Source organism: Mesobacillus jeotgali (assembly GCF_900166585.1).
Taxonomy (GTDB): Bacteria; Bacillota; Bacilli; order Bacillales; family Cytobacillaceae; genus Mesobacillus; species Mesobacillus jeotgali_A.
In genome coordinates, this window is sequence record NZ_FVZC01000007.1 from 398,354 (window position 1) to 423,152 (window position 24,799).

The window sequence follows — 24,799 nt, forward strand, 5'->3', positions numbered from 1 at the left end:
ATTTTATAAAATAAGCATAACGTTGATGTAAATTAATTCCACTTTAACCATAGTAAGGGAGCGCCGATATAATTTAATAGACATGTATATACTAAGGATTTTTTAGGAAGCGGGTGACCTTTTTGCAGCCAGATTTAAATAACCGGTCTCTTTTTGATGTATATAAATCCTTATTTGATTTTAATCATGATGGGTGTTATGCCCTTGATCTGGAAGGGAATTTTATCATTTTTAATGAAGAGGCGACCTCAGTAACGGGTTATACGCCTGAAGAGGCAATGGAAATGAATTTTATTTCCATTGTTCATGAGGATTATATTGAGGGAACAATCCAGCACTTTGAACGGGTCATTAAAGGAGAGCGTGAACGTTTTGAAACGGTGATCTTACGAAAGGGGACAAGCGAGCGGGTCAATCTGATGCTGACAGCTGTCCCAATAAAGGTAGGAGAGGACATACTTGGTGTGGTCGGCTGTGCGCAGGATATTACAGAAAAGAAGGAACTCGAGGCCCTGTTAAGCGGGCAAAACCGCATTCTTGAAATGATGGCGAAAGGCCTGCCTTTTCAGGCGGTGCTTGATGAAATTGTGCTTTTCATTGAGGGCTTTACCCAGGGGGCGTACTGCTCAATATTGCTTGCGGATGAAGAGGGGAAGAAGTTGCAGCATGGATCGTCCCCTCACTTGCCTGCAGTATATAATAAGGCAGTCGACGGGATTCCAATCGGCCCGACAATCGGTTCTTGCGGCACAGCCGCATACTGGCGAAAAACTGTAGTTGTGACGGATATTGGGAGCGATCCATTATGGGAAGATTACCGAGACCTGGCACTATCCCATGACTTGAAGGCATGCTGGTCTTCCCCCGTTTTTGATAATGATGCCAAGGTAATTGGCACCTTTGGAATTTATTATTGCAGCGAAAGTCTTCCTCGCGATAAGGACATGGAAATCATCGCGAAAGCCACAGATTTAACCAGCCTGGTGATCCAGCATTATCGGGCAAAAGAAAAAATTGATTTTATGGCATATCATGATGCTTTGACAGGATTGGCCAACCGCCGGCTGTTTGACGAGCGGGCCGAAAAGGCGATTGTTGAGACAAAAGTGGACCGTGGTGAAAAAACGTGCTTGATGTTCCTGGATTTGGATCGATTCAAGTATGTCAATGATTCTTTAGGGCATTCAATTGGTGACCGGCTGCTTGTGCTTGTGTCCGAGAAACTGAAAAAGTGCCTTGGCGGAGGTGCCTTTTTCTCAAGGCAGGGCGGTGACGAGTTCACGGTTTTACTGGAGCATACGACCAGAGAAAAAGCCGAAGCCCTCGCACGTACAATCCTCATTGCCTTAGAGGAGCCTTTTGTGATGGATGGCACCGATATTTTCATCACTACCAGTGTGGGAATGAGTTTTTACCCGGAAGACGGCGAAGATGTAGACGTGCTGTTGAGTAAAGCGGATGTGGCGATGTACCAGGCAAAAAAGCAGGGGCGCAATAACTATCAAGTGTACGATGTGCTGCTAGACCGGAAAGCCTTTGATAGGCTGCAGATTGAAAATGAGCTCCGTAAAGCGCTTGAGAGAGACGAGTTCGTACTCCATTATCAGCCGATTGTGAACCTTTGCAAAAATGAGATCAAAGGGGCAGAAGCACTCATCCGCTGGAAAAATGACAGAATAGGGTTGGTGTCCCCGGATCAATTCATTCCAATCGCAGAAGAAACAGGTCTGATTATTCCGATTGGTGAATGGGTGCTGAAAACAGCCCTTCATCAGCTGAAGGATTGGCATGCGGAAGGAATGGAGGGTCTGACCATCTCGGTGAACCTCTCCATCCGCCAATTCTATCAGCCAAACTTAATTTCAATGATCAGGGAGGCTGTTGAATCAGCAAACGTTGACCCGTGCTTCCTGACAATCGAAATCACAGAAAGCATGACGATGGATGTGGAGAAAGCAAGCGTCATCCTGAGGGAATTGAAGAAGCTGGGCGTCAATATTTCCATCGACGATTTCGGCACTGGCTACAGCTCACTGAGCTATCTGAAAAGATTCCCGATCGACCACTTGAAAATCGATCGCTGCTTTGTTAAGGATATCGCCGAGAATAAAAATGATGAAAATATCGCGACAACCATTATCCTGATGGCACATAACCTCGGATTATCGGTCATTGCTGAAGGCGTTGAAACTGAAGATCAACTGATGCTGCTTAAGCAGCATCGCTGCAACGAAGCCCAAGGCTACCATTTCAGCAAGCCGGTGCCGGCAGAAGAGTTTAGCAAAATAAAAGTTCCTTCGTGATAAAGGTTCCATTTTGAGGGAGAAAAAAATAGCAACACTTTTTAAGAGGGTAAATAGCACATTATTTAGCCTCTTTTTATTTTAGTTAAAAAACTTAAGCTCCTAAACAACATTAGTAAGGTTTTGAAATTATAGAAAGAGTCCGGAAAAGTGTACCTTATTAACCATAGGGGCAGCAGAATTTTACCTAAAATCCTCTTTATTACAGGATTTCTGTTTTGTTTATAGAATATGGATACTGTAAAACTAATAAGGGAGGAATTAAAATGGGGGAAGTGAACGAGTTATTAGAACATTGGATGCGTCATAGGAGAGTAACCCAGGATTTATTAAATTTGATTGATAACGAGCATATCCACTATAAACCTTGGAATGATGCATTTTCACTAGGAGCCTTAGCGATTCATATCGCCGTGTCATCTGATATGTTTGTACAGGGCGTGAAAAATGGCGAATTTACTTTTACCTCTTCTTCGAATGAGTTTGAAACAATTGACGATATAAGAAACATTGTAAGTGAGTATACGGAGAAAACAAAATCGACTTTTAAAACATTATCTGATTCTGATTTGGGCAAACAATTGGATTTCAATCAATTTATTGCCTCAGGAAAAGTGTGGCTAACTTCAATGATTGACCATGAAATCCATCATAAAGGTCAATTATTTACTTACGCCCGGTTGATTGGAATAGAAAAACTGCCTTTTTTTACGATTCAACCTCCTAAACAATAAATACAGGTTGAATGGGCTACATCAGTTTCTTGCCTTTAGCATCAATTATAGAGGTTATTAGGAGATCGGGTGCGTTGATCCAGAAGGATTCAAGCACCTTTTTTATTGAAGGTTAACTCTAAATCACCCGAGTTGTAAGCCCCAAAAATCTAAGGGAGCAAATAGATTAGGAGGTATTAGATGAAACCGCGAATTTCAGTTATAACATTGGGTGTCGATAATTTGGAAAGGTCATTGAAATTCTACAAGGACGGGCTTGGGCTGCCAACAGAAGGAATAGTGGGTCAGGAATTTGAGCATGGTGCTGTGGCCTTTTTTAATTTACAATCAGGATTAAAACTCGCCATTTGGAATCGCAAAAATATAGCTCATGACACAAGCATAAACCAAACACTAATGAGTCCAACTGAATTTACGATTGGCCATAATGTGGGAAGTAAAGAAGAGGTCGATAGGGTAATGGAACAGGCGGGAAAGGCTGGTGCAATTATTACGGTTCCAGCACACGATACCTTTTGGGGAGGATACTCGGGATATTTCCAAGATCCAGACGGACATTTGTGGGAAATAGTTTGGAATCCGGAATGGGAATTTACAGAGGAAGATTAAGTGATTTGTTTCTGGTGAAAACACCCTAATGACTAGATTACAGCATAATCAAATTTGAAGGTTGCCAGCGTAATAATTTAGTAGCAATGATTCTGTTTAAAAAGTAAACTGCTAGTATGGTAGTGAATGGCTATTAAGTCTTAGTAAATATAAGATGTAAATTTTTTTAAAAAAAGGTGGAGGCATTTAGATGAAAACAGAACAACAGTATTTTGAAGAGGGAAAATCAATTCAAACTTATATGAATGATATGGATAAATTAAAAGAGGAAAGCTTTGCAGTTTATGAGCTATTTCAACTTCCTGCAGATGGATTTGCTTCAAAGTTAAAAGAAAATCAACTTCATTTCCTGACAATTACGGAGGATTGGTGTGGAGATGCGATGATGATTAATCCAGTTATTCGCAAATTAGCTGAAGCTGCAGATATTGAAATGCGCGTCGCCTTACGAGATGCAGATACAGATCTGATTGATCGTCACTTAACAAACGGCGGACGTGCCATTCCAATTATTTTAATTTTTAATAGTCAAGGAGATTTACTTGGAAAATGGGGACCTCGTGCCCCGAAAGTTCAACAAATAGTTGATGAGGTTCGTGCGGCATTGCCGCCAAAAGAGGATTCCACCTTTGCGGAAAAACAAAAAGAAGCCTTTGGTTCTTTAACAAAAAGGTATACAGAGGATCAAGTGCTATGGTCATATGTTTATGAAAGTTTTAAGGAGAAGATATTAGCTATTTTGAAGTCAGCATAATCAGCTCCCTTCAACGATTTTGAACTAGTTCTCCGGTTTGCCTTTGAATGTTGCATAATTGTTTTTGGTTTTATTTGTTGATAATTGTCGCTGGCTTATTATTTGTCTGATCAACCAGAGGGGGATTAGTTTGCTGGATTATTTAAAAAGAGACAGAAACTGGTTTTATATTCCATTAACTTTAGCAGCTGTCACGGTTATGATTTTTAATAGTACTGGACCTTGGGAAGGTCAGTTAAGAACCGTTGCCTTTGTGTTATTCACAATACTTTGTATAAGCTTCATAGTGTTATTTAGAAACTCCAAAGGGAGAATATTTGGAATAATAATTTATTATATTTTTTTCGGATTGGTTTCATTCTTTTAAGCTGGATTAAGATACCTTTTTGTTTATAGACTTATTTTGTTAAAGATGAAGTTCTGGAAATTATATTCAAAGAATGTCGTAAAGATGAACATTCTTACTGCATTGATTGAATACAAGGAATTTATTTTTGTGCTTATATTTTTAATTTTTTTTCTGTCTAATAGAAAGGCAAGGACCAATTTTTATGAATTTTGGAAGGGACATAAAATACGTATAATATTGTTTTTAATGCTGTTTTCCTTACCTTTCATAGTAGTAATTTTAATGCCTTTCCTTTTAAAATAATTAGACAGGAATATTCATTTTTTACAAAACGATTGCAATAAAAGAGAATATAACTGAAGAAAAAGGCAGCCAAGTAGCTGCCTTTTTCTTGTGATATCCAATATTTCTTCCGTGGAATTTATTTCTATCCAATTAGGTAAGTGCTTAAAAATCCGGCAAGGGCTACGATGCACATTAGGAGGAGAATAGAAATGTTCGGGAAGAGAGTGATCGTTCCGTAAAAAACGATAACGATAATCAAAGTGACCAAAACGGAAAAAAATAAACCTTTCCAGACCGGAACAACATTAATATATGAAGATATATACGCTATTAGAAAAATAATTAATAAAATGGCGATATCTCCAAAGATATTCTCTTCAGGCAGGATGAAGATCAGTGCGAACAACCCAAGCAGCAGGATGTTCTGGAATCCCTTGTGCTCCTTAATTCTCTCTATTAATTTCATTTAGTAATCACTCTCCCATTTAAAATATAGCACTCATAAATATTTTATAGCCTGTAGTTGGCAAAGAGCTACTTTTTAAAAAAACAGCCATTTTGCAAGGGAATTCTGAAACACCTTACATCAATTCCCGTCTAATTTGGCAAAGGGGATGAAATAATATGAAAAAATGGTTGTTTTTAGGTAGCCTGTTGCTCGTCTCAATAGTTGGGGTAATTTTCTATTCTCTGTCCCAGTTCAAAGTCGTCAATGCATGGGAGGAGCAGCATATTGTCCTGCCGAATAAGGTATGGCAGCTGCAATTTTCCAAGAAAATTTCTGAAAAAAGTCTGGATCCAGATTTAATTTATGTGAGTAATGATCAGGGGGAAAAGCTCGAAACAAAGCTGGAGCTGGGTGACGACCAAAAAACCATCTACATCCATCCTCCGCAAAACGGATATGATCTCAAATCGAAAGGATACACCGTTCATTTTAAAAAGGGGATAAAATCCGCACTCGGCCGGGAGTTGGCTTCTGCCCATAAGTGGAGCTTCATTGTAAAAGAAAACCTTCCGGTGGTGGGAACTAAGGAGAATCTGGCGAGTTATTTTGAGGAAATCCTTAAGGAGGAAAAGGAGGCACGAGGCTGGTTTGGGGGGCTGAAGGAATCCTTCTCAGCTACTGAAGACAAAGCATCGGAAGAGTCAAAATCTGCGGATAAGTCGGCAGGCGGCGGGGACGTGTCTGAAACGAATATCCAGGTCCAGGGCGTTGATGAAGCAGATATCATAAAAACAGATGGTAAGAGCATTTTTCAGGCTGAGCATGACAAAGTGCGAATCATCCAGGCAGTACCCGGCACGCAGATGAAGGTTCTTTCGACCATTCAGTATAAAGAGAATTTTTCACCGAGCCAGTTGTTTCTGCAGGATGGTCAGCTTGTGGTGATTGGCCAGCAGTATAACGAATTATATAAGTCATATGAAGATATTGCGAAGGATTCGCTGAAAGCTCCGATGATGCAAGCGACGACCATCATTGTTTATAATGTGAAAAATCCTGCGCATCCGCAACAAATTCGGGAAGTCAAGGTTGAAGGTTCCTATGTTTCGGCAAGGAAGATCGAGAACTTTGTCTATCTCATCACGCAGCATTATCCTGACTACTGGCTGCTCAGGGAGAACAGGGAAATCGACATTCGTCCAAAGTTTACCGATTCAGCTGCCGATGCAAAGGAAAGATTCATTGATTATGACGAAATTCGCTATTTTCCGGAATCTCGTCAGCCAAACTATACAATGATTACTGCGCTGGATCTCGACCAGCCCAAAAAGGAAATATCGATGACAACCTACCTGGGCAGCGGCAACCAGCTTTATATGTCCAAAGAAAACCTGTACCTGGCAGTAGAGAATTACGGGGACATGGATTTCAAGGAGCGTGGTGTAATTGCCCCGGACACCGATGTGCATAAATTTTCGATTAAAGGCATGCAGGTCAAATACCATAGTTCAGCCACCGTACCGGGAACCGTGCTGAACCAATTCTCTATGGATGAGCACAACGGATATTTCCGAGTGGTGACGACAAAGGGCTATGCATGGGATGAGGAGCGGCCATCCTCCAACCATCTTTTTATACTAGATAAAAACTTAAAGGAAACCGGGAAGATCGAGAAACTGGCACGCGGTGAAAGAATCTATTCCGCCAGGTTCATGGGAGATCGCATCTATATGGTCACTTTTAAAGAAACCGACCCGCTGTTTGTGTTTGACGCCAGTGACCCGGCCAATCCGAAAGTGCTGGGAGAATTGAAGATCCCTGGCTTCAGTAATTACCTGCATCCATATGATGAAAATCATATTATCGGGTTCGGCCAGGATACGAAGATTATCGCTGAAAAAGGGGCGACACAGCCGAGGATCCTTACAGACGGCGTGAAGATTTCTCTGTTCGATGTGAGCGATATGTCAAACCCAAAAGAGAAATACACCGAAGTCATCGGCGGGCAAGGCACATACTCTCCGTTGAATCATGACCACAAGGCATTGCTATTCAATAAAGACAAAGACATATTTGCCTTCCCAATTTCGGTGTACCGTAACAGCGAAAAGAACGAATACGAACAAATTTTTGAATATCAGGGAGCGTATATATACGACATCGATCCAGCCACCGGTATTAACCTGAAATCAAAAATAACCCATATAAACGGAGAAATGCCGTATTACGAAGAATGGGAGAAGCAGATCCAGCGCCTGCTGTATATCGGGGATACTTTGTATGCCGTTTCGGCCGATAAAATTACCAGCCATAAAATGGGCAGCTATGAAAAGTTGGGAGAGTTGGAGTTCTAGGGAAATAGATTCTCTCGGGTGAGGGAGAGAATCTCTCGCAAAACCATTTAATCTCTCGTCTCAAGGCGGGAATTTCTCGGTAAATGTTAAAAATCTCTCGATAACCAGCCTTGTTCTCTCGTTTTTACTAATTTTGTAAAATGCATTAACGGAACCATAGTCTGGTCCGCCTATAAAAAAGGTCAGTTCCGCATTGGGAACTGACCTGGTTTTAATTATACAAACAAGCTGAGCAATAGGATAAATCCTAAACCTGCTACGGAAATGATTGTTTCTAATAGAGTCCAAGTTGCGAACGTCTCTTTCATGCTAAGACCAAAGTATTCCTTGAACATCCAGAAGCCTGCGTCGTTAACGTGTGAAGCAATCAAGCTTCCTGCTCCTGTTGCAAGTACGACCAGGGCCAGGTTCACGTCTGTTTGGCCAAGTAGTGGGATTACAAGACCAGCTGTTGTTAAAGCAGCAACCGTTGCGGATCCGAGTGAGATACGCAGGATGGCTGCAATGATCCAGGCAAGCAGGATAGGTGAAAGTGAAGTGCCTTTGAACAGTTCTGCTACATAGTCGCCAACACCGCCATTGATCAATACTTGCTTGAAGGCGCCGCCTCCACCGATGATCAAGAGCATCATACCGATGTGGGTGATCGCTGTTGTACAAGAATCCATAACCGTTTTGATAGGGATTTTACGGGCAATACCCATTGTATAAATGGCTACTAAAAGAGATAAAAGCATTGCTGTTCCTGCTTCACCGATAAACTGGATAGCGGAAAGGAAACCATTATTTTCAAAGCCCATTGTTTTTTGCAGTAAAGAAATGATTGTTGCGATGGACATCAAGATGACTGGCAATAAGGCTGTGAAAACACTGATGCCAAAACCAGGTGTTTCTTCTAGCTTGAATGTCTTTTGTTCGCCTAGTGAAGCGATGTTTCCTGTTTTGTTAAAAGATTCTGGTACTAGTTTTTTAGCGATTTTCGTGAATACTGGACCTGCCAAGATGACAGTTGGAATCGCAATGATAAAACCGTAAAGCAATACTTCACCAATGTTTGCGCCATATTCACCAGCAATTACTGTTGGTCCTGGGTGAGGCGGCAGGAAGCCGTGTGTAACAGATAAAGCGGCAGTCATTGGAATACCAAGATACAAGATAGAAATCTTTAATTCTCTTGAAATTGCGAACACGATTGGAATCAATAGTACTAAACCTACTTCGAAGAATAGAGCAACACCGATAATGAATGAAGCAGCAACAACTGCCCACTGAATGTTCTTTTCACCAAACTTGTTCACAAGCGTCATCGCGATTCGCTGGGCACCGCCGGAATCTGCGATCAATTTACCAAGCATTGCACCAAGACCAAAAATCAGTGCCAGGTGGCCAAGCGTTCCGCCTAAACCTGCTTCGATTGTCTTAACGATTTCTTCAAGCGGCATTCCCAATGCTAGAGCAACACCAAATGAAACGATGATCAAAGAAATGAATGTGTTGAGCTTAAAGCCCATGATCAATAATAATAATGCTAAAATTCCAATTGCTACAATTACCAATGGCATTATAATTTCCCCCTAGTTATATTTATATATCCCGCATGAAGCGGGGTGTTCCCTTTGTAGAAAAGTGGTTTGCTTAAAAATAAAGCGCTGCCATTTTGGGGCGGGGAGCAGAAGTCCCCTTATCCAATTAAGCATCTTTATTAATTAAGCTTCTTTGATAGTTTGCGATCCTTGAATAATCTTTTTCCAAGGCACGTGATAAGCTGATGAAAATTGGCACAAGCTGCCGGTATTCCTTTGCCGCTTCTTCATTCGGTGTGTGCTGGTGAGTGCTGCCGATCATTTCGGAAGCGACTTCAAAGGAATCAATTTTGCCCGTTGCGTAGAGTCCAAGGATGCAGGCTCCCAAACAGGAACTCTCATAGCTTTCAGGAACGACAACCTCGAGGTCGAATATATCTGACATCATCTGCCTCCATACATCTGACCTTGCAAAACCGCCAGTAGCCTGAATTCTAGTAACTGGACTTTCCATCGCCTCGGTAAGAGCCAAAAAGACGGTATATAGGTTGAAGATGACACCTTCAAGAGCGGCACGAATCATGTGCTCTTTTTTATGGGACATTGTCAATCCGAAGAAGGACCCTCGTACATCTGGATTCCATAATGGTGCACGTTCGCCGGCAAGGTATGGGTGGAACAATAATCCCTCTGCGCCCGGCATTACGCGTTCAGCGATTTTGGTTAAAACATTGTAAGGATCGATGCCCAATCGCTTCGCCGTCTCGACCTCTGATGCAGCAAATTCGTCTCTAATCCAGCGAAGTACCATTCCGCCATTATTGACCGGGCCGCCGATAACCCAGTGATTCTCAGTCAGTGCATAGCAGAAAATCCGGCCTTTTTCATCAGTTTGCGGCTGGTCGATGATCGTGCGGATCGCGCCGCTAGTCCCGATTGTGACTGCAATTTCGCCTTTGCGAATGGCATTTACCCCGAGGTTTGAAAGAACACCATCGCTGGCACCGATGACGAAAGGCGTTTGTTGGTCAATTCCAAGTTGTTTTGCGATTTCCGGATTGATGTTGGTGAATGTCTTTGTTGTTGGTACAAGCTCTGATAATTGATTTTTGCTGATTCCTGCAATTTGGAGAGCTTCTTCATCCCAGTCCAAATTTTTGAGATTCATCATACCCATTGCTGAAGCAAGCGAGTGGTCAACAACATACTGATCAAAGAACTTTTTAAAAATGAATTCCTTGATTCCGATGTATTTTTTTGCCTTTGTGGCGATTTCAGGCCGCTCATTGACAATCCAGGCGATTTTGCTTAATGGTGACATCGGATGGATTGGCGTTCCTGTGCGCTTGTAAACTTCATGCCCATTGAGCTCATCTTTGATTTTATGAGTCCACGCTTCGCTGCGGTTATCCGCCCAGGTGATGCATGGTGTAAGCGGCTCATCATTTTCATCAATGGCAATGACACTGTGCATGGCGCTGCTGAAGGAAATGAACGCCAGCTTTTTTTGCTGATGGTGCTTCATGATTTTCGTAATGGCTGTCAGAACCGCCATATAAATTTCTTCAGGATCCTGCTCAGCTGTTGAAATATCCGGCGTATAGAGAGGATAGCCAATGTTCTCCTGCTGGATGACTTCGCCTTTTTCGCTGAAAAGGACAGCCTTGGTACTAGTCGTACCAATGTCGACCCCTAGCATGAATTCAGTCATTCTTTTCAACTCCCTTGGAAAGCGTTTGTTGCGATATCCAAAGGTCTTCGACTTTACCTTGAACATCATCAAAATTTTGGTGTAAGGATTTGATCATCAGGTCGCGATTCTTTGTTTTGATGGCTTCAATATAAAGCTCATGATTTTCAATAATGCGGTCGAAATCTTCGTATTTTTCTTCGATCCTCGCACGCATCGATAAAAGGATGAAAGCTTCCATAACTGGTTTCGTATTGTCCCAGATCATCTTGATGTAGGAATGGTTGATGGCCCTGATAATGGTTTCATGGAACAGCACGTCCTGAAGTGAGAACTCATCGGCATCTTTATACTTGATGGCGATTTTCATCATTTCGAGGATTTTGCTCAACTCCATTACCAAATTGGTCGTATCTATTTTTATGAGTCTCTCGAATACGAAAGATTCAATCAACAAACGGACATCGTAAATTTCCTCAACATCTTTTTCAGTCAGGCCAATAACGATGGCACCCATTCGTTCCAGGCGGATCAAGTTTTCCGCTGAGAGGATTTTCAGCGCTTCTCGAATAGGTGAACGGCTAACCCCAAAATCTGCAGCCAGCTTATTCTCCGAAAGAGTGGCACCGCTTTCAATCAATCCCGAAATGATTTGCATACGCAGCTCACTTGCGACACGATCACCAGTAGAAGCCTTCGAAAGCCATTTTTGCGGATAAAGAAATTCCTTATTTTCCGTCATTTCCTCACCTTCCTGGTTAATCAAGTATACTTGTATACAAGTATTATAAATCGGATTTAAAAAAATGCAAGCGTTTTCTATGATGATTATTTTGCCAATTTCGTTTGGTTTCATTCTGGAAGGGTGTAGCAGATGGTTTTTTTTATCGCGTAAGAAATGAATTGCCCGAAAAGTGGGGGAGCAGAAAGTTTCGGTAAGAAGGAAGAATAACATGTGCCCGAAAAGTGGAGGAGCACGAGGTTTCGGTAAGAAGGAAGAGGAACATGTGCCCGAAAAGTTGAGGAGCACGAGGTTTCGGTAAGAAGGAAGAGGAACATGTGCCCGAAAAGTGAAGGAGCACGAGGTTTCGGTCAGAAAGAAGAGGAACATGTGCCCGAAAAGTTGAGGAGTAGAAGGTTTCGGTAAGAAGGAAGAGGAACATGTGCCCGAAAAGTGGAGGAGCACGAGGTTTCGGTAAGAAGGAAGAGGAACATGTGCCCGAAAAGTGAAGGAGCACGAGGTTTCGGTAAGAAAGAAGAGGAACATGTGCCCGAAAAGTGGAGGAGCACGAGGTTTCGGTAAGAAGGAAGAGGAACATGTGCCCGAAAAGTGAAGGAGCACGAGAGATTTCGGTCAGAAAGAAGAGGAACATGTGCCCGAAAAGTGGAGGAGCAGAAAGTTTCGGTAAGAAGGAAGAGGAACATGTGCCCGAAAAGTGGAGGAGTAGAAGGTTTCGGTAAGAAGGAAGAGGAACATGTGCCCGAAAAGTGAAGGAGCACGAGGTTTCGGTCAGAAAGAAGAGGAACATGTGCCCGAAAAGTGGAGGAGCAGAAAGTTTCGGTAAGAAGGAAACATATCTAAAGAAAAAGAATTGCCCACAAATCAACATGGCAATTCTTCTAATAATATATTACACATAATATGTGGAGCTGCACTGTCCATTGACTGTGCGGTTGCTCTGTAAGACTCTTCTAATAGCTTTTATTGGGAGAAGCCCATCGCTCCATTCGTTCATGACGGTTGTGGTTAATTTCCTCTCTGGAAAAAGCAACTGATAGCTTTGTGCAGAATGGAGCACCACTGATTCAATAGTCTCCTGAGATTGGCATTTTCTGCAGATGTATTTTTTTCGCCCATACTTCTCCAAAAACTCCCCACACCCCTCACAAATAACCCCTTTCCTCAACCGATCAAAATCATATGCTGGAACTCTGGTAAACGGCGACTTCTTAATATGCAAAGATAACAGTGCCTCCGCCAGTTTGGTATGTTTGTTTGTTAGTTTTGAAGAGGTTCGGTTCATCTTATCCATAAAGCGGTTCAGTTGGTTTGGCAATATGATGGGTGATTTCAGTGGGGCTTGCAGAAGGGCGAATTCAGGGTTGATGAACACGAGGTGGGGTTCAAGAGGGATGTAAAAGCCAAGATTCTTTAGCAGCTGTTTCAGCAGGGATTCTGCGCGGCTTAGTTGGTGGAGAGGGTTTTTGGTTTCGGCACCAGCCGCAGTCTTAAATTTGTCTCCATCCAGGTAATAATCCCCCTCCTGATTTTTCACTTCAAAAAGATGCAGTCGGTCCTGCGTGATGACGAAGGAGTCGATTTGAAAATGGGTGCCATTCACTTCAAGGAGCAGGTCGTTGATAATGAGGCTTTCGACGGTATGGTTCGTAAACCAGTGATCGAATTGCACTTCTCCTTCATATCCTTTCTCCAATGTGTACAAATTCATTGCATCTTTCTCTTCAAGTTCCATCCGTGACTTCAAAGCAAGTAAAATCTCTAACTCTTCTGGTTTGGTCCGTTCTTTTACTATCATATTCCACTTCCTTTCTTCCTTCATTTTAAAAGAATGTAAAGTGAAAATCAGTGAACATTCTGGGGCATTTATGATAATATTAATCTAATTTCATATGATCTTATCAGACGGTGAGGTAGAGGAGCGAATAGCAAGAGTAGTCCATCGGAGTATGACATCGTAGATGGTGGAGGAAAGGGTTGTTTGCCGAAGCGTGGCCAGGGTCAGACTGGTTATTGCTGGGATGCTTTCTGAACAAGGAGCAGACTGTCATGCTTGAATTGGTGCATGGAGAACTACTGATCGAAATGGGAGATAACGGGTATTGTAAAAGCAATGAAGGTTATTTCTGTCATTGCATTTTTTATGCCAGAGCTTCCTCAATCCCTTCCATCAAACTCCACTCCGGGCATGAACCTCTCCTGGCTTTACATTTTACGTAAAGGAGAGAATCATCTTGAGAACTATCTACAAAAATGGAACCATCTATACATTCAATTCACTAAAACCAATTGTTCAGGCTGTAGTCATCGAAAATGGCCGTTTCATCGATATGGGAACATCCGCGGATATGGTAATGCAATGGGGCAGCCAGGCACAAATCATTGATTTGGAAGGGAAAACGGCAACGCCTGGCCTCATTGACAGCCATCTTCACCTATCAATCATGGCCGATAGTTTTATCAATCTAGAATTTGTCGGAATCACCTCAAAGCATGATATGCTGGCAAAAATTCAGGAAAAAGCCAGCCAGCTTAAGCCAGGAGAATGGATTGTCGGCAGCAGCTGGGATGAGAATCTTTTTACAGACGGAGGCATTCCGACGATGGCGGAGCTTGATTATGTCGCGCCGGCCAATCCGTTGTTTTTAACAAGGACTTGCCTGCATGCGACTCTCGTCAACAGTAAAGCTTTGGAGATTAGTGGTTATCATCCGGAGGTCACAGTTCCGGAGGGAGGCACGATTGTGCTGGATGAACTTACGAAGCAGCCGACGGGGCTATTCCTCGAGTCAGCAGCGAATCTCATCAGACCTTTTATTCCAGAGCGATCATACGACGATTGGAAAAAAGCGATGCGCCAGACAATGCATTTTGCGATGAGCAAGGGGCTGACAAGTGTCCATACGAATGATCCGCTTTATCTCGGCGGTCTTGAAAAAACGTGGAATCTCTTCAATGAGCTATTGAATGGGGAGCAGCTTGGGTTACGCAGCAACCTCTTGATCAACCATGAGTTTTTAACCGATTTAAAAGATGCTGGTATGTACACTGGTTATGGCAATGAAACGCTGCAAATCGGAGCAGTGAAGATTTTTGCTGATGGGGCATTTGGCAGGAGAACAGCACTGTTGTCGGAACCGTATAGCGATGCGCCGGGCCATTACGGTGATGCGATGTATGACCAGGAACAGCTGTATGAAATAGTGAAGGGCGCACGCAATCTTGATATGCCAATTGCGGTCCACACTATTGGTGACCAGGCGCTGGAAAATGTACTGGACGTGCTGGACCAATTCCCGGAAGCTGCTTATCGTGACCGGCTGATTCATGCTCAGGTTCTGAGGGAGGAGCTGATTCCTCGCCTGAAGGAACCAAGCAGGATTGCCGATATCCAGCCGCGCTTCATTGCGAGTGACTTCCCATGGGTCCAGGAGCGCCTTGGCGATGAGCGGATTAAGCTTTCCTACGCATGGAAAACGTTAATGGAGGCAGGCGTGATTTGTGCAGGCGGTTCAGATGCGCCCGTTGAACCGGTGGACCCGATTCTTGGAATCCATGCAGCGGTTACCCGTAAAAAGCCGGGGAAAATGCATGAGGGGTATGTGCCGGAACAGAAGCTGTCAATGGTCGATGCGTTTCGACTATTCACTGAACTAGGAGCCTATCCAACGAATGAAGAGACGGTAAAAGGCACGATTGGCCGCGGGAAATTCGCGGATATGACGGTTTATTCAACGAATCCATTCGAAATGGCGGACCCAGACGAACTATTGACAATGGAGATCGAAATGACGATTATTGGCGGGGAAATTAAGTACCGAAGACTTGTATAAGCTCTAATCCTAATAAAACCATGGGTTTTTATAAAAAATTAAGTAACGTTAACTCGCATATCGCCATAAAAGAATAAAGTAACGCAGTTTAGTATAAATCATTGAATTCGCTTTTAAGTTAACCAAGTACCAAAGGCTCCCATAAAATCTTAAAATCAAGTTCAGTAGGCTTTTATAGAATCTTCTTATGTAAATTAAATACTGAAGGCTCTTAAAGGGCCTTTTTTTTATTGAAAGTTGTCGTATAATTCTAAAAATAAAGTCAAAAGTCCTAAAAGATAAAAAAGGATAGCCGAAATAAATGGTAGAGAGATTAGGGGCTAAGGGGAGCGGAGAATGAAGAATCGGATTAAGGTAGGGAAAATGAAGGCTGATTTTACGGTAAGGAAAAAGCTTTTAACGGGCTTTTTTTCCGTGCTGGCGCTGCTTGCTTTAGTGGCGGTAATCACAAACTATCAATTCAGCAATATGAATGGCCAGTATTCTTCTTCAATCAACGACAGGATGGAGAAGATGAACCTGATTGTGCAAATGGATAATGCCATCATGAGAGAGCAGCTTGCGGTGCGTGGGTATTTGCTCAATCAGGATGGGACTAGTCTGGCGGAGTTCGACCAGGCGGTGAAGGATTTTGCTAAAAGTTTACAGGCTTATCTGAAGGTGAGTACGTCCGGCGAAGGAAAGAAGCTGGGGGAAAAACTGGCGGCGGCCGAGAAACAATATCAGGATGTTGCCCAGGAGGCTTTCGAGTTAAAAAGGCAGGAACAGTCGGTAAAAATGATGCTGCTGATGCAGCAAACTGGCAATGCCATCACCACGCAGCTGAATGAAACATCCAGAGCCGCATTTGATTTTCAGGAGAAGAACCTGAAGGAGACGAGTAATAACCTGGCTGGTAAAGTAACGGCAGTGACACTGGTGATTATTGGTTTAAGCCTGGCTGCTTTTGTTATCGGCATTGTCATTGCCCTATATATCAGCAGAATCATTGCTGAGCCGGTTCAACAGGTATCGCAAGCGGTAAAGCAGGTGGCTCAGGGGAATCTTGCTGTTGGTAAATTGGGTGTGAAGAACAAAGATGAAATCGGCGAGCTGGCATCTGCTTTTAATGAAATGACGGAAAATCTAAGAGATTTGATTGTGCAAGTGGGTACGACATCAGAGCAGGTTGCAGCATCGGCAGAGGAAATGATGGCGAGTGCCGAGCAGACGAATTCAGCCACTAACCAGGTTGCGACAGCGATCCAGGAGGTTGCAGGCGGAGCTGAAACCCAGAGCAAGAACACGGAAGAGAGTGCGAAAGCGGTAGGGGAAATGGCCGGAGGGATCCAGCAGGTTGCTGAAACGACATCTAATGTAGCCGAGTCTGCTGCTGAAACAGCGAAACAAGCAAAAACTGGCCAGGTTTCATTGGAAAAAGTTATCGAAAAAATGAAGACAATCAATGAAACAACTGGCGAAACCAATGGTGTTATCAAAGATCTGGATCGGAAGTCGGCGGAAATAGGCAAAATCATTGAAGTCATTACCGGAATTGCTGATCAAACGAATTTGCTGGCATTGAATGCTGCAATTGAGGCGGCACGGGCTGGAGAGCATGGCAAAGGATTTGCAGTTGTCGCAGATGAGGTCAGGAAGCTGGCCGAACTTTCAAGACAATCAGCGAACCAGATTTCGGGTCTGATTGAGGTCATCCAAAAGGAGACCCATCAGGTGGTCGAGATGATGAATAAAGGAACAGCCGAGATTTCTCAGGGAACATTATTAGTTGAAGAGACCGGCCGAACATTTGATGAAATTCTAAGATCAATCGAGAATGTCAGTGGGGAAATCCAGGAAGTATCGGCCATTTCAGAGGAAATGTCGGCAAGCGTAATGCAGGTGAATGCTTCGATTGAAGAAGTAACGAGAATCGCCCGCGGCTCCGTCGCCAGTACCGCAGAAATCGCCTCGGCCACTGAAGAACAACTGGCCTCCATGGAAGAAGTTGCGTCATCATCGGCTTCACTCGCGCAGCTTGCTGAGAACCTGAGAGAAATGGTAGCGACGTTTAAAGTATAGCCTATGAAGAGAAGCATGAAATTTGGAGATCTTATGCTCTTTTTAGTATGTCAGCCCTCCAGCTAACAACCAGCTGTCGTCTGTAAAATTATCCTTCCTTTTCAAAGAAGCATCCTCATGCCATGTGTATTCGCCCAAGCCAAAACCGGGATAAATGCATATAAAGGTAGTGAAAACAAAAAGAGAAGAGGGAGGTAAGCCGATGTACGCATATAGACATCCTTATCAAAGACAGGATCAGCGGTGGGGCTTTGGATTACCGTTTTTAGGCGGTTTGGCTGGCGGATTGCTGGGAGGCGCTTTGCTCTACCCAAGACCATTTTATGGTGGTTATGGCGGTTTTGGTTACCCGGCATATCCAATGTATCCATGCTGCGGGCCTGGATATGGGTTTTATTACTAATTCCAACAAACAAAAGGGAGTAAGCCGGTTGGCTTGCTCCCTTTTTGCGTGTCTAACACTAGAATCACACGATCATGTACAAGACCCGGCTGCCACAGGACGCTGCGTGGCAGCGCTTCTTCAGGCAATCAAGGCGCTTATTATCGCTTACTTATCAGCTGATATTGGCTTTTTTTACCTGGTGCTTGTCCATGAATTCCAGTGAGAGCTCGTTGAATTCATCAGCCTTCTCGATATTGCAGACATGGCCGCATTTTTCGAGGATGATCAGTTCTGATCGTTTATCGCCAAGAAGGTCTTCGGTTAATTCCCGGACGAACATATGGTCCTCGGCTCCTGAGATATAGAGCTTTGGCACGTCCTCACTGTTTTCCTGTACATTGCTGTAAGTGGCTTTGACGTCTCCGGCAAGATGATACCAGGCCAGGAAGTTTTTGCGCTTCATTTTGTAGGCCTCCTGGATGAAAAATCGCCTGGAGTCCTTATGGTTATCCTTTGGCATTAGAATCAGGGCCAGAATGCGATACAGCCACATGTATGGAATGAAGTTTTTTATTAGGCCTGCCAATTTAATCAGTGCTTTTGCAAACAGATTGAACCTTGTGATAGCGCCGCCCAGAACTGCAGATCTGACTCGCTCGGGCTTGGTTTGCAGGAGGTGATGGACGATGATTGAACCAAGTGAAACCCCGACGAAATGCGCTTTGCGAATGGAGAGGTGATCCAGTGTGCGGAGGATTTCCCTGACGATTATATCAAAGGAAAGCCTTTCTTTATATGAATCTATGTCCGGTGATTTTCCGTGGCCAGGCATATTGATCGCGACAATACTATATTTTTTCAGGAAAGGTTTTAGCTGCTTGTAAAAAATGTTAGAGTTCCCGCCAATCCCGTGCAGCAATACAATGTACTCCGAGCCTCGGCCCTTATATAACCTGTAATCCAGCATTCAATTCTCCTTAGTCATTCTATGTTGGTTAATTAATGATACCCTTGATGCTCTTGATAGTAAACTGATAGTACATAAAAAACGGCAGGTACCATCTGGAAAGGATGATACCTGCCGTGAACACCTATTTTTTCTTGCCTTTTTGGTCGACTTTAATGACTACTGTTGTCAGAGGATCAAGAGTCAATTTGTCTTTTGACAGCTTGAAACCGGACATTTTCGATACTGGAGTTTTACCAGCTTCGTCATTATCGACAAGCACCTTTCCTTTTGAGAAGTCAAGGTCGCCTAATGTCAATGTGCGAGCTTTAGTGTCAGCGTTAATGAAAACATAGTATGTTCCAGTTTGATCTGTAGAGACGTTTTCGTAAGCAATGACCAAGTCGGTATCATTGATTTCAGGCAGGTCTAGCAATCTTACATTCTTATCAACTAGTTCTTTTTCGCCGAGACGGAAAGCGTTTGTTGATTTTCTCAGTTCGATCAGCCCTTGAGTGTAGGCTTTTGTTGTTGTGTTGATTGAGTACTCTTTCTTGTTTGTTGCTTTTTGCCAGTCAAACATATTGATGGCATCCGATGAATCATATGAATCGTGGATGAAGTAGCCAAATGGGTTTCCTTGTTCATCCTTTAATTCGTGATACTTCTGTTCAGGAACGCCTTCACCGAACCATTGCTTTGTTCTGCCATACTCTTGGCCGGCGTGAAGGAAAGCAGTACCTTGAGATGTCAGGATTATCGAGTTGCCAACACGAATCCTTTTGTGAATCTCAAGATTGTTTTCAGGAATGGCTGGATCCTTTTTAATCGATTGGGCAATGACATCATATAACGGAAGGTTATCGTGCGCTTCGATGTACTGAACCATATCGCCCGGATCATCGTCAGCTGTATTGCCTGGCTGACCTTTAATGTTGTTGAAAATAGTGTTGATATCTCGTGCACCGCCAGTGATGAAGCGAGGCTCGCCTTCTGAACCAAATCCTGATTTCAACTCGTTGCGGATTTCATCAGAGAATACGCCGACGTTGTCCGTCTTATCCATCCAATCCTGGTCAGCGCCCATGCCTTTAAGCTCTGGCTCAGCGATGTGTCCTGCAAATGTTCTCCAGCCTTCGCCGATGAACAATGCATCAGGGTTAACGGAAGCTGCAGCGTCATATGCGTTCTGGATAGAAGGATAAGTTGCGTCACCCATCATATCAAATCTCATGCCATCAATCTTATACTCTTCAAACCAATATTTCACTGAATCTACCATCAGCTTTTCAGCCATTTTGTGGCTTGTTGCCAGGTTGTTGCCAAAACCGCCAAGGAAATTGCCCTGGGCATCCTGGAACGCGTAGTAGTTCGGAACGATGTCATTTAACTGGCTTGCTTTTGCCATATGAGTATAGACAACGTCAAGGACAACACCCATTCCTGCATCATGGATTGCATCGATTAACAGCTTCAATTCCTTGACGCGCTGTTCAGGGTTTGTTGGATCCTCTGAATACGCTCCATCAGGGGAGAAGTAGCTGTGTGGGTCATAACCCCAGTTGTATTCGTTGCCTCCAGCAGAGTAGTTTAATTCTCTTTGGCCCATCTTCGTTTCATCGCCATAGTACCAGGCCATGACAGGAAGCAATTGAACGTGAGTGACACCAAGCTTTTTTATATATTCCAGCTTGTCGATGAACGCTGTATAAGAGCCCCACCTAGCATTCAGGTCACCTTCAATGGAAGGGTCAGATGTGAAGTCACGTACGTGTACTTCATAGATGACTGCATCTTCACGCTTTTCATAGCCTTTGATTTTTGCATGATCGAATTCTTCAGGGTCCGTACCGCTCAGGTCAACAATCGCCGCCTTGCCGACAGTGTCTCCATCCGGACCTGCTTCGCCCTTGGTGTTCACTGTAAAGGCTGCCATCGATTTTGCGTAAGGATCAAGAACCTTATTTGTGACTCCGTCATTCGTCACATCATACTGGTAAAAATAACCTTCAAGATCTTTTACCTTCAGGTCGCCAGGAGCTATATCAGCAGACCAGACGCCTTTTTCACCCTTTGTTAATTCGATACTGCCAATTTGCTCTGCAGCATTGTCTTTATTGAAGAAGTTAGCGACTACCTTGCTTGCTTTAGGTGCCCAGAGCTTCAAAGTTGCTCCGCCATCTTTATAAGTTGCACCGAGGTCGTCCCCATCATAAGCAAACATTTCGTCCATCATTCTCCAGCCGGTAGATGCTTTTACGGTTCTGCCAGAATACGTAACAGAAAGTGGAAGCTTTTCTAAATCGAATGTTGCTTTCACTTTAGCGGAAGTCTTTCCAGTGATTTCGGCACTTACCACCGGAACTGCTGCGCCGGTTGAATCCTTCACTTCAAGTTTCGATTTTAAATCTTCAGCTGTTAAGCCATCTGTCATGGTAAAGCCTAATAGAATCGTATCTTCAGAGACTACTTCAGCAGACGTTAAGCCAGTTGCCTGCTCCCAGTATGGAGAGATATAGACATTATCATCACCCTGTCTGACCCAAACATGATTGTATTTGTCCAGAAGGTTGAAGGATTTATCGCCGCCATCCTTATCTCCATTCGTCTTATTAAGAGTGATCATCCCAATTGTCTTTGAATTTTCTTTTAGCTGGATGTCAACATACGCACCATAGCGGTCTTTACCAGAGAACGAAGCGGCTCCAGTCGGCCAGCCATCAGAAGGTGCAGCCACATCGCCCCAGTTCCAGAGGCCCCAGTTTTCATAGTCAGCTTTGTCGCGAACATAATGGACGCGGACTGTATTTGCTGGCAGGTTGACTGGTTCATAAGTGTAGACCTTGTCATCGCCTTGCTTGATGAAAATTTCATTCATTTCAGATGATGTGATGGTAAAGCCTTTGTCTCCGCCGTCTTTACCGGCATCACCTTTTGTAATATCCATAACGAGGAAGCCGATATTTTTCGCGCCTTGTCTAAGTTCAACGTCAATATATGCGCCATAGCTATCTGTTTTCTCGAACATGGTTGCACCAGTCGGCCAGTTGGCAGAAGGGGAGGCAACATCGTTCCACAGCCATGCGCCAAAGTTTTTATAGTTGTTGTCGTCACGCTTGTAATGAATACGGATATGGTTAGCCGGGATTGGGTCAACTGTTCGGTCTCCGCCGCCATCTCCAGAACCTGCCACTGCAGCAGCCGTAATCTCACCGCTGTCGACCGTCAGTAAAACAGTTCCGCCATCAGCTTTTGAAGGAATCGCTAAAGTAACTTCGCCTGCTTCTGAAGCGGTGTACGTTTTGCCAGAGTAGTGGTCTGTCACGATCGCCCCAGCACTAACCGTCAATTTTACATCCTTAGCTTTGTCGGATACGTTCAGGCCGACATATGCTGCTTCATTTTCATGCTTTCTCGCGAAAACCATGAACTTGTCAGCATCTGAACCGCCGATCGTCTTACGTGCACCTTTAGCGAAAACATCCGAGTAATCACTTCTGAAGTTCAAAACCTTTTTATAGTGATCAAGGACATCATTGCCTTCAACCTGATCCCAGGCAAGGTCATAACGGTTGTCAAATTGCGGATAGTTGTTGGCTCCGCTTTGCCCGAGCTCTTCACCGTAGTAAATCACAGGCTGGCCTTTGGCTGTTGCCTGAAGGGAAGCCGCGATCTTAAGCTTGCCTTTGTCATTTCCTTCTTTGTATAAGAAACCATCTTCGTCATGGCTTCCGAGGAATTGGCCAAGTGTAGCTGTGTTATCAATTTTATCGTTGCGGGCAATCAGGGCATCATTTGCTGCCTTCAGCTTGCCGTTTACAAAATCATGGGCAATGCCTTTGAATCCAAAATCCAGAAGGGAGTCCATCATTCCTGTTTCCAGGTAGCCTTGCTGGTTATCAACACTGGCTCCCCATGTTTCACCGATCATCTTGTGTTCTGGCATTTTTTCAGTAAGGGCATTTTTGAAAGCCATCCATGTTGCATCTTCAACGTGCTTCACTGTGTCCACACGGAAATAGTCAATCTTATTGCCTTTAGCTGTTGTAGATTTTTCAATCCAATCTGTTTGCCAATCAATGATTGTCTTGCGGACTGCTGGATCTTCAGTTTTTAAGTCTGGAAGTCCTGCAAGTTCACCTACGACTTCATCCGTTCCAACATCGGAACCCTGGCGAAGCAGGCTGCTGAAGGTGCTGCGCTCAGCGTCAGTCGGATAACCAGCTGGAGTGTTGGTTTTTTCACCATCAATGTCTTTGAGTCCATAACCTGTATGGTTCAATACAACATCGACCATGATTTTGATTCCGCGATCATGGGCAGCGTCAATCAGTGTATGGAAATCTTCCATGGAACCAAAATGAGGATTCAATTTCCCGAAATTGCTTGCCCAGTATCCGTGGTAAGCATAGTAGGAATGTCCTTCAGCATTGTCGTAACGCACATCATGCTTGATGTTTTCTACAATCGGGCTGATCCAGATGGTGTTAACACCCAGTTGGTCAAGGTAATCAAGTTTTTCGGTGATCCCTTTGAAATCTCCGCCCTGATAAGTGCCGCGGTCATTTTTCGCATCATAGTTCTGATTGTAAGGATCATTATTTGTTGCGTCTCCGTCAAAGAAACGGTCTGTCAGCATGAAGTAAATGATCGACTCGTCCCAGTCAAAATCATTTTCACCAACAGTCTGTCTAGTTTTGACTTCCACAGAGGCTGTTCCATTATAATAATTGCCAAATGAATCAACGACGGTCAGAGGAATTTCTTTTGTGCCTGCGGTAACATTATCATCTACGGCAATTGTAATCTTCTTTAAAGAGGGGTCAATCTCAAGCTGTTTTGACCCGCCGAGTGTTGAAATGTCAGCTGTCATTTTGTTGATTGACAGGCCATCAGCCAGTCCCAGCACATCAACAGTCAGCACCGCATTTTGATTGTAGTCGATTGCTGCTGGTGTCACTGAACCAGAAACAGCCAGATCAGCTTTTTGGAATTCGATTGCTGAAGCAGCGTTATAAGGATCTTTTACTTCAGCTGTTGTGCCATCCTTTTTTGTCACAACATATGTGTACGGAGTAGTTCCATTCGGAATGTTTTCATATGATGCTATGAATCTCTCATTCTCTGGCTCATATGTCATTGGAATGGTTTTACCGTTAAATTTCAAATCAACTTTTTCAATCGTGCCCATTGCATCATTTGCGAAAAGCTCTTTGTCACGATAAAAGAAAGTAGCGTTTCCATTATCAATTACCGGAGCAGATCCATCTGGAACGACACGGATTTGTTCTACACCACTTGTGATGAAAGCTTTCGTGATGGAGTCGTTTTTATTCACAGGGATAAAACGGTCTCCAAATTCTTTTTGGGCAGTATTCCAGTCGTAAGTGCTGCGGAGGACAAAGCCCATCTGCGTTGTGCTGGCGCTTACTGGGATATCTACAACAGCCTTGCTGCCTTCCCTGGTTGTAAAATCAACCTGGCCATCTGCCACGCCAGTATTCCATGTCCAGATATTCCATTGGCCAAAATTTTGATCTTCACGGATGTAAGTAAAGCGGACTTTGCGATCGGTTGTTTCAGAGGTTGCTGCCGTTCCTTCTGCGTTCGCCTGCTGGGCAGGTATAAAAGGAAGCCATAGGCTTAACAGCATGATCGCTGTCATGAAAATCGAGAAACTGCGTTTTGTGTTCCTTCTCATTCGAATTCTTTCCTCCCTAGATGGATTGGTGTGCCAAGAGTACTAGAAAAAAGCCCCCTTTCCTTATCTGTGCAATATTGTGAAA

General features: G+C 43.7%; 15 protein-coding genes and 1 riboswitch. Of the genes, 8 read left to right on the forward strand and 7 right to left on the reverse strand.

Annotated elements, in window-relative coordinates:
- The first annotated feature begins 122 nt into the window (after positions 1-122).
- From B5X77_RS03415 to B5X77_RS03430, 4 genes are all read left to right on the forward strand, one after another.
- The gene (locus B5X77_RS03415; protein ID WP_176167219.1) at positions 123-2,303 is read left to right on the forward strand and encodes a sensor domain-containing protein; all 2,181 of its coding nucleotides are present in this window, start codon (positions 123-125) and stop codon (positions 2,301-2,303) included.
- A gap of 266 nt (positions 2,304-2,569) precedes the next feature.
- The gene (locus tag B5X77_RS03420; RefSeq protein WP_079505110.1) at positions 2,570-3,037 is read left to right on the forward strand and encodes a DinB family protein; all 468 of its coding nucleotides are present in this window, start codon (positions 2,570-2,572) and stop codon (positions 3,035-3,037) included.
- 180 nt (positions 3,038-3,217) lie between these two features.
- Positions 3,218-3,646 (forward strand): VOC family protein, encoded by a 429-nt coding sequence (locus B5X77_RS03425; protein ID WP_079505112.1) that lies wholly within the window; start codon positions 3,218-3,220, stop codon positions 3,644-3,646.
- A gap of 190 nt (positions 3,647-3,836) precedes the next feature.
- Positions 3,837-4,400 carry a thioredoxin family protein gene (locus B5X77_RS03430; protein ID WP_079505114.1) on the forward strand — a complete coding sequence of 188 codons (564 nt, stop codon included), beginning with the start codon at positions 3,837-3,839 and terminating at the stop codon, positions 4,398-4,400.
- A 776-nt stretch (positions 4,401-5,176) separates the two neighbouring features.
- On the opposite strand, the gene B5X77_RS03440 is transcribed toward B5X77_RS03430, so the two are convergent.
- The gene (locus tag B5X77_RS03440) at positions 5,177-5,500 is read right to left on the reverse strand and encodes a hypothetical protein (RefSeq protein WP_079505118.1); all 324 of its coding nucleotides are present in this window, start codon (positions 5,498-5,500) and stop codon (positions 5,177-5,179) included.
- Positions 5,501-5,658: 158 nt separating this feature from the next.
- Here B5X77_RS03440 and B5X77_RS03445 point away from each other — a divergent pair, with 158 nt between their 5' ends.
- A complete protein-coding gene (locus tag B5X77_RS03445) occupies positions 5,659-7,836 on the forward strand; it encodes a beta-propeller domain-containing protein (protein WP_079505120.1) in 2,178 nt (725 codons plus the stop codon).
- Between the two features lie 215 nt (positions 7,837-8,051).
- On the opposite strand, the gene B5X77_RS03450 is transcribed toward B5X77_RS03445, so the two are convergent.
- The 4 genes from B5X77_RS03450 to B5X77_RS03465 all read right to left on the reverse strand — a co-directional run bounded on the left by B5X77_RS03450 (position 8,052) and on the right by B5X77_RS03465 (position 13,586).
- Entirely contained in the window at positions 8,052-9,398 is a 1,347-nt protein-coding gene (locus B5X77_RS03450) for a GntP family permease (protein WP_079505122.1), read from the reverse strand.
- Between the two features lie 127 nt (positions 9,399-9,525).
- Positions 9,526-11,070 (reverse strand): gluconokinase, encoded by a 1,545-nt coding sequence (gene gntK / locus B5X77_RS03455; RefSeq protein WP_079505124.1) that lies wholly within the window; start codon positions 11,068-11,070, stop codon positions 9,526-9,528.
- On the reverse strand, positions 11,063-11,791 hold the full coding sequence (locus tag B5X77_RS03460) for a GntR family transcriptional regulator (protein WP_079505126.1): 729 nt from the start codon (positions 11,789-11,791) through the stop codon (positions 11,063-11,065). Before B5X77_RS03460 ends, gntK begins: the two co-directional genes overlap by 8 nt.
- A gap of 889 nt (positions 11,792-12,680) precedes the next feature.
- The gene (locus B5X77_RS03465; RefSeq protein WP_079505128.1) at positions 12,681-13,586 is read right to left on the reverse strand and encodes a nuclease-related domain-containing protein; all 906 of its coding nucleotides are present in this window, start codon (positions 13,584-13,586) and stop codon (positions 12,681-12,683) included.
- 108 nt (positions 13,587-13,694) lie between these two features.
- A riboswitch (Lysine riboswitch) is annotated at positions 13,695-13,872 on the forward strand.
- Positions 13,873-14,019: 147 nt separating this feature from the next.
- On the opposite strand from B5X77_RS03465, the gene B5X77_RS03475 reads away from it, so the two are divergent.
- The 3 genes from B5X77_RS03475 to B5X77_RS03485 all read left to right on the forward strand — a co-directional run bounded on the left by B5X77_RS03475 (position 14,020) and on the right by B5X77_RS03485 (position 18,085).
- Positions 14,020-15,621 (forward strand): amidohydrolase, encoded by a 1,602-nt coding sequence (locus B5X77_RS03475; RefSeq protein ID WP_176167242.1) that lies wholly within the window; start codon positions 14,020-14,022, stop codon positions 15,619-15,621.
- 336 nt (positions 15,622-15,957) lie between these two features.
- A complete protein-coding gene (locus B5X77_RS03480) occupies positions 15,958-17,682 on the forward strand; it encodes a methyl-accepting chemotaxis protein (RefSeq protein WP_257391705.1) in 1,725 nt (574 codons plus the stop codon).
- 202 nt (positions 17,683-17,884) lie between these two features.
- Positions 17,885-18,085 carry a hypothetical protein gene (locus B5X77_RS03485; RefSeq protein WP_079505132.1) on the forward strand — a complete coding sequence of 67 codons (201 nt, stop codon included), beginning with the start codon at positions 17,885-17,887 and terminating at the stop codon, positions 18,083-18,085.
- A gap of 154 nt (positions 18,086-18,239) precedes the next feature.
- Here the strand turns inward: B5X77_RS03485 and B5X77_RS03490 are convergent, their stop codons facing one another.
- On the reverse strand, positions 18,240-19,034 hold the full coding sequence (locus tag B5X77_RS03490) for an alpha/beta fold hydrolase (RefSeq protein ID WP_079505134.1): 795 nt from the start codon (positions 19,032-19,034) through the stop codon (positions 18,240-18,242).
- 124 nt (positions 19,035-19,158) lie between these two features.
- The gene (locus B5X77_RS03495) at positions 19,159-24,714 is read right to left on the reverse strand and encodes a pullulanase (RefSeq protein WP_079505136.1); all 5,556 of its coding nucleotides are present in this window, start codon (positions 24,712-24,714) and stop codon (positions 19,159-19,161) included.
- Positions 24,715-24,799 lie beyond the last annotated feature (85 nt).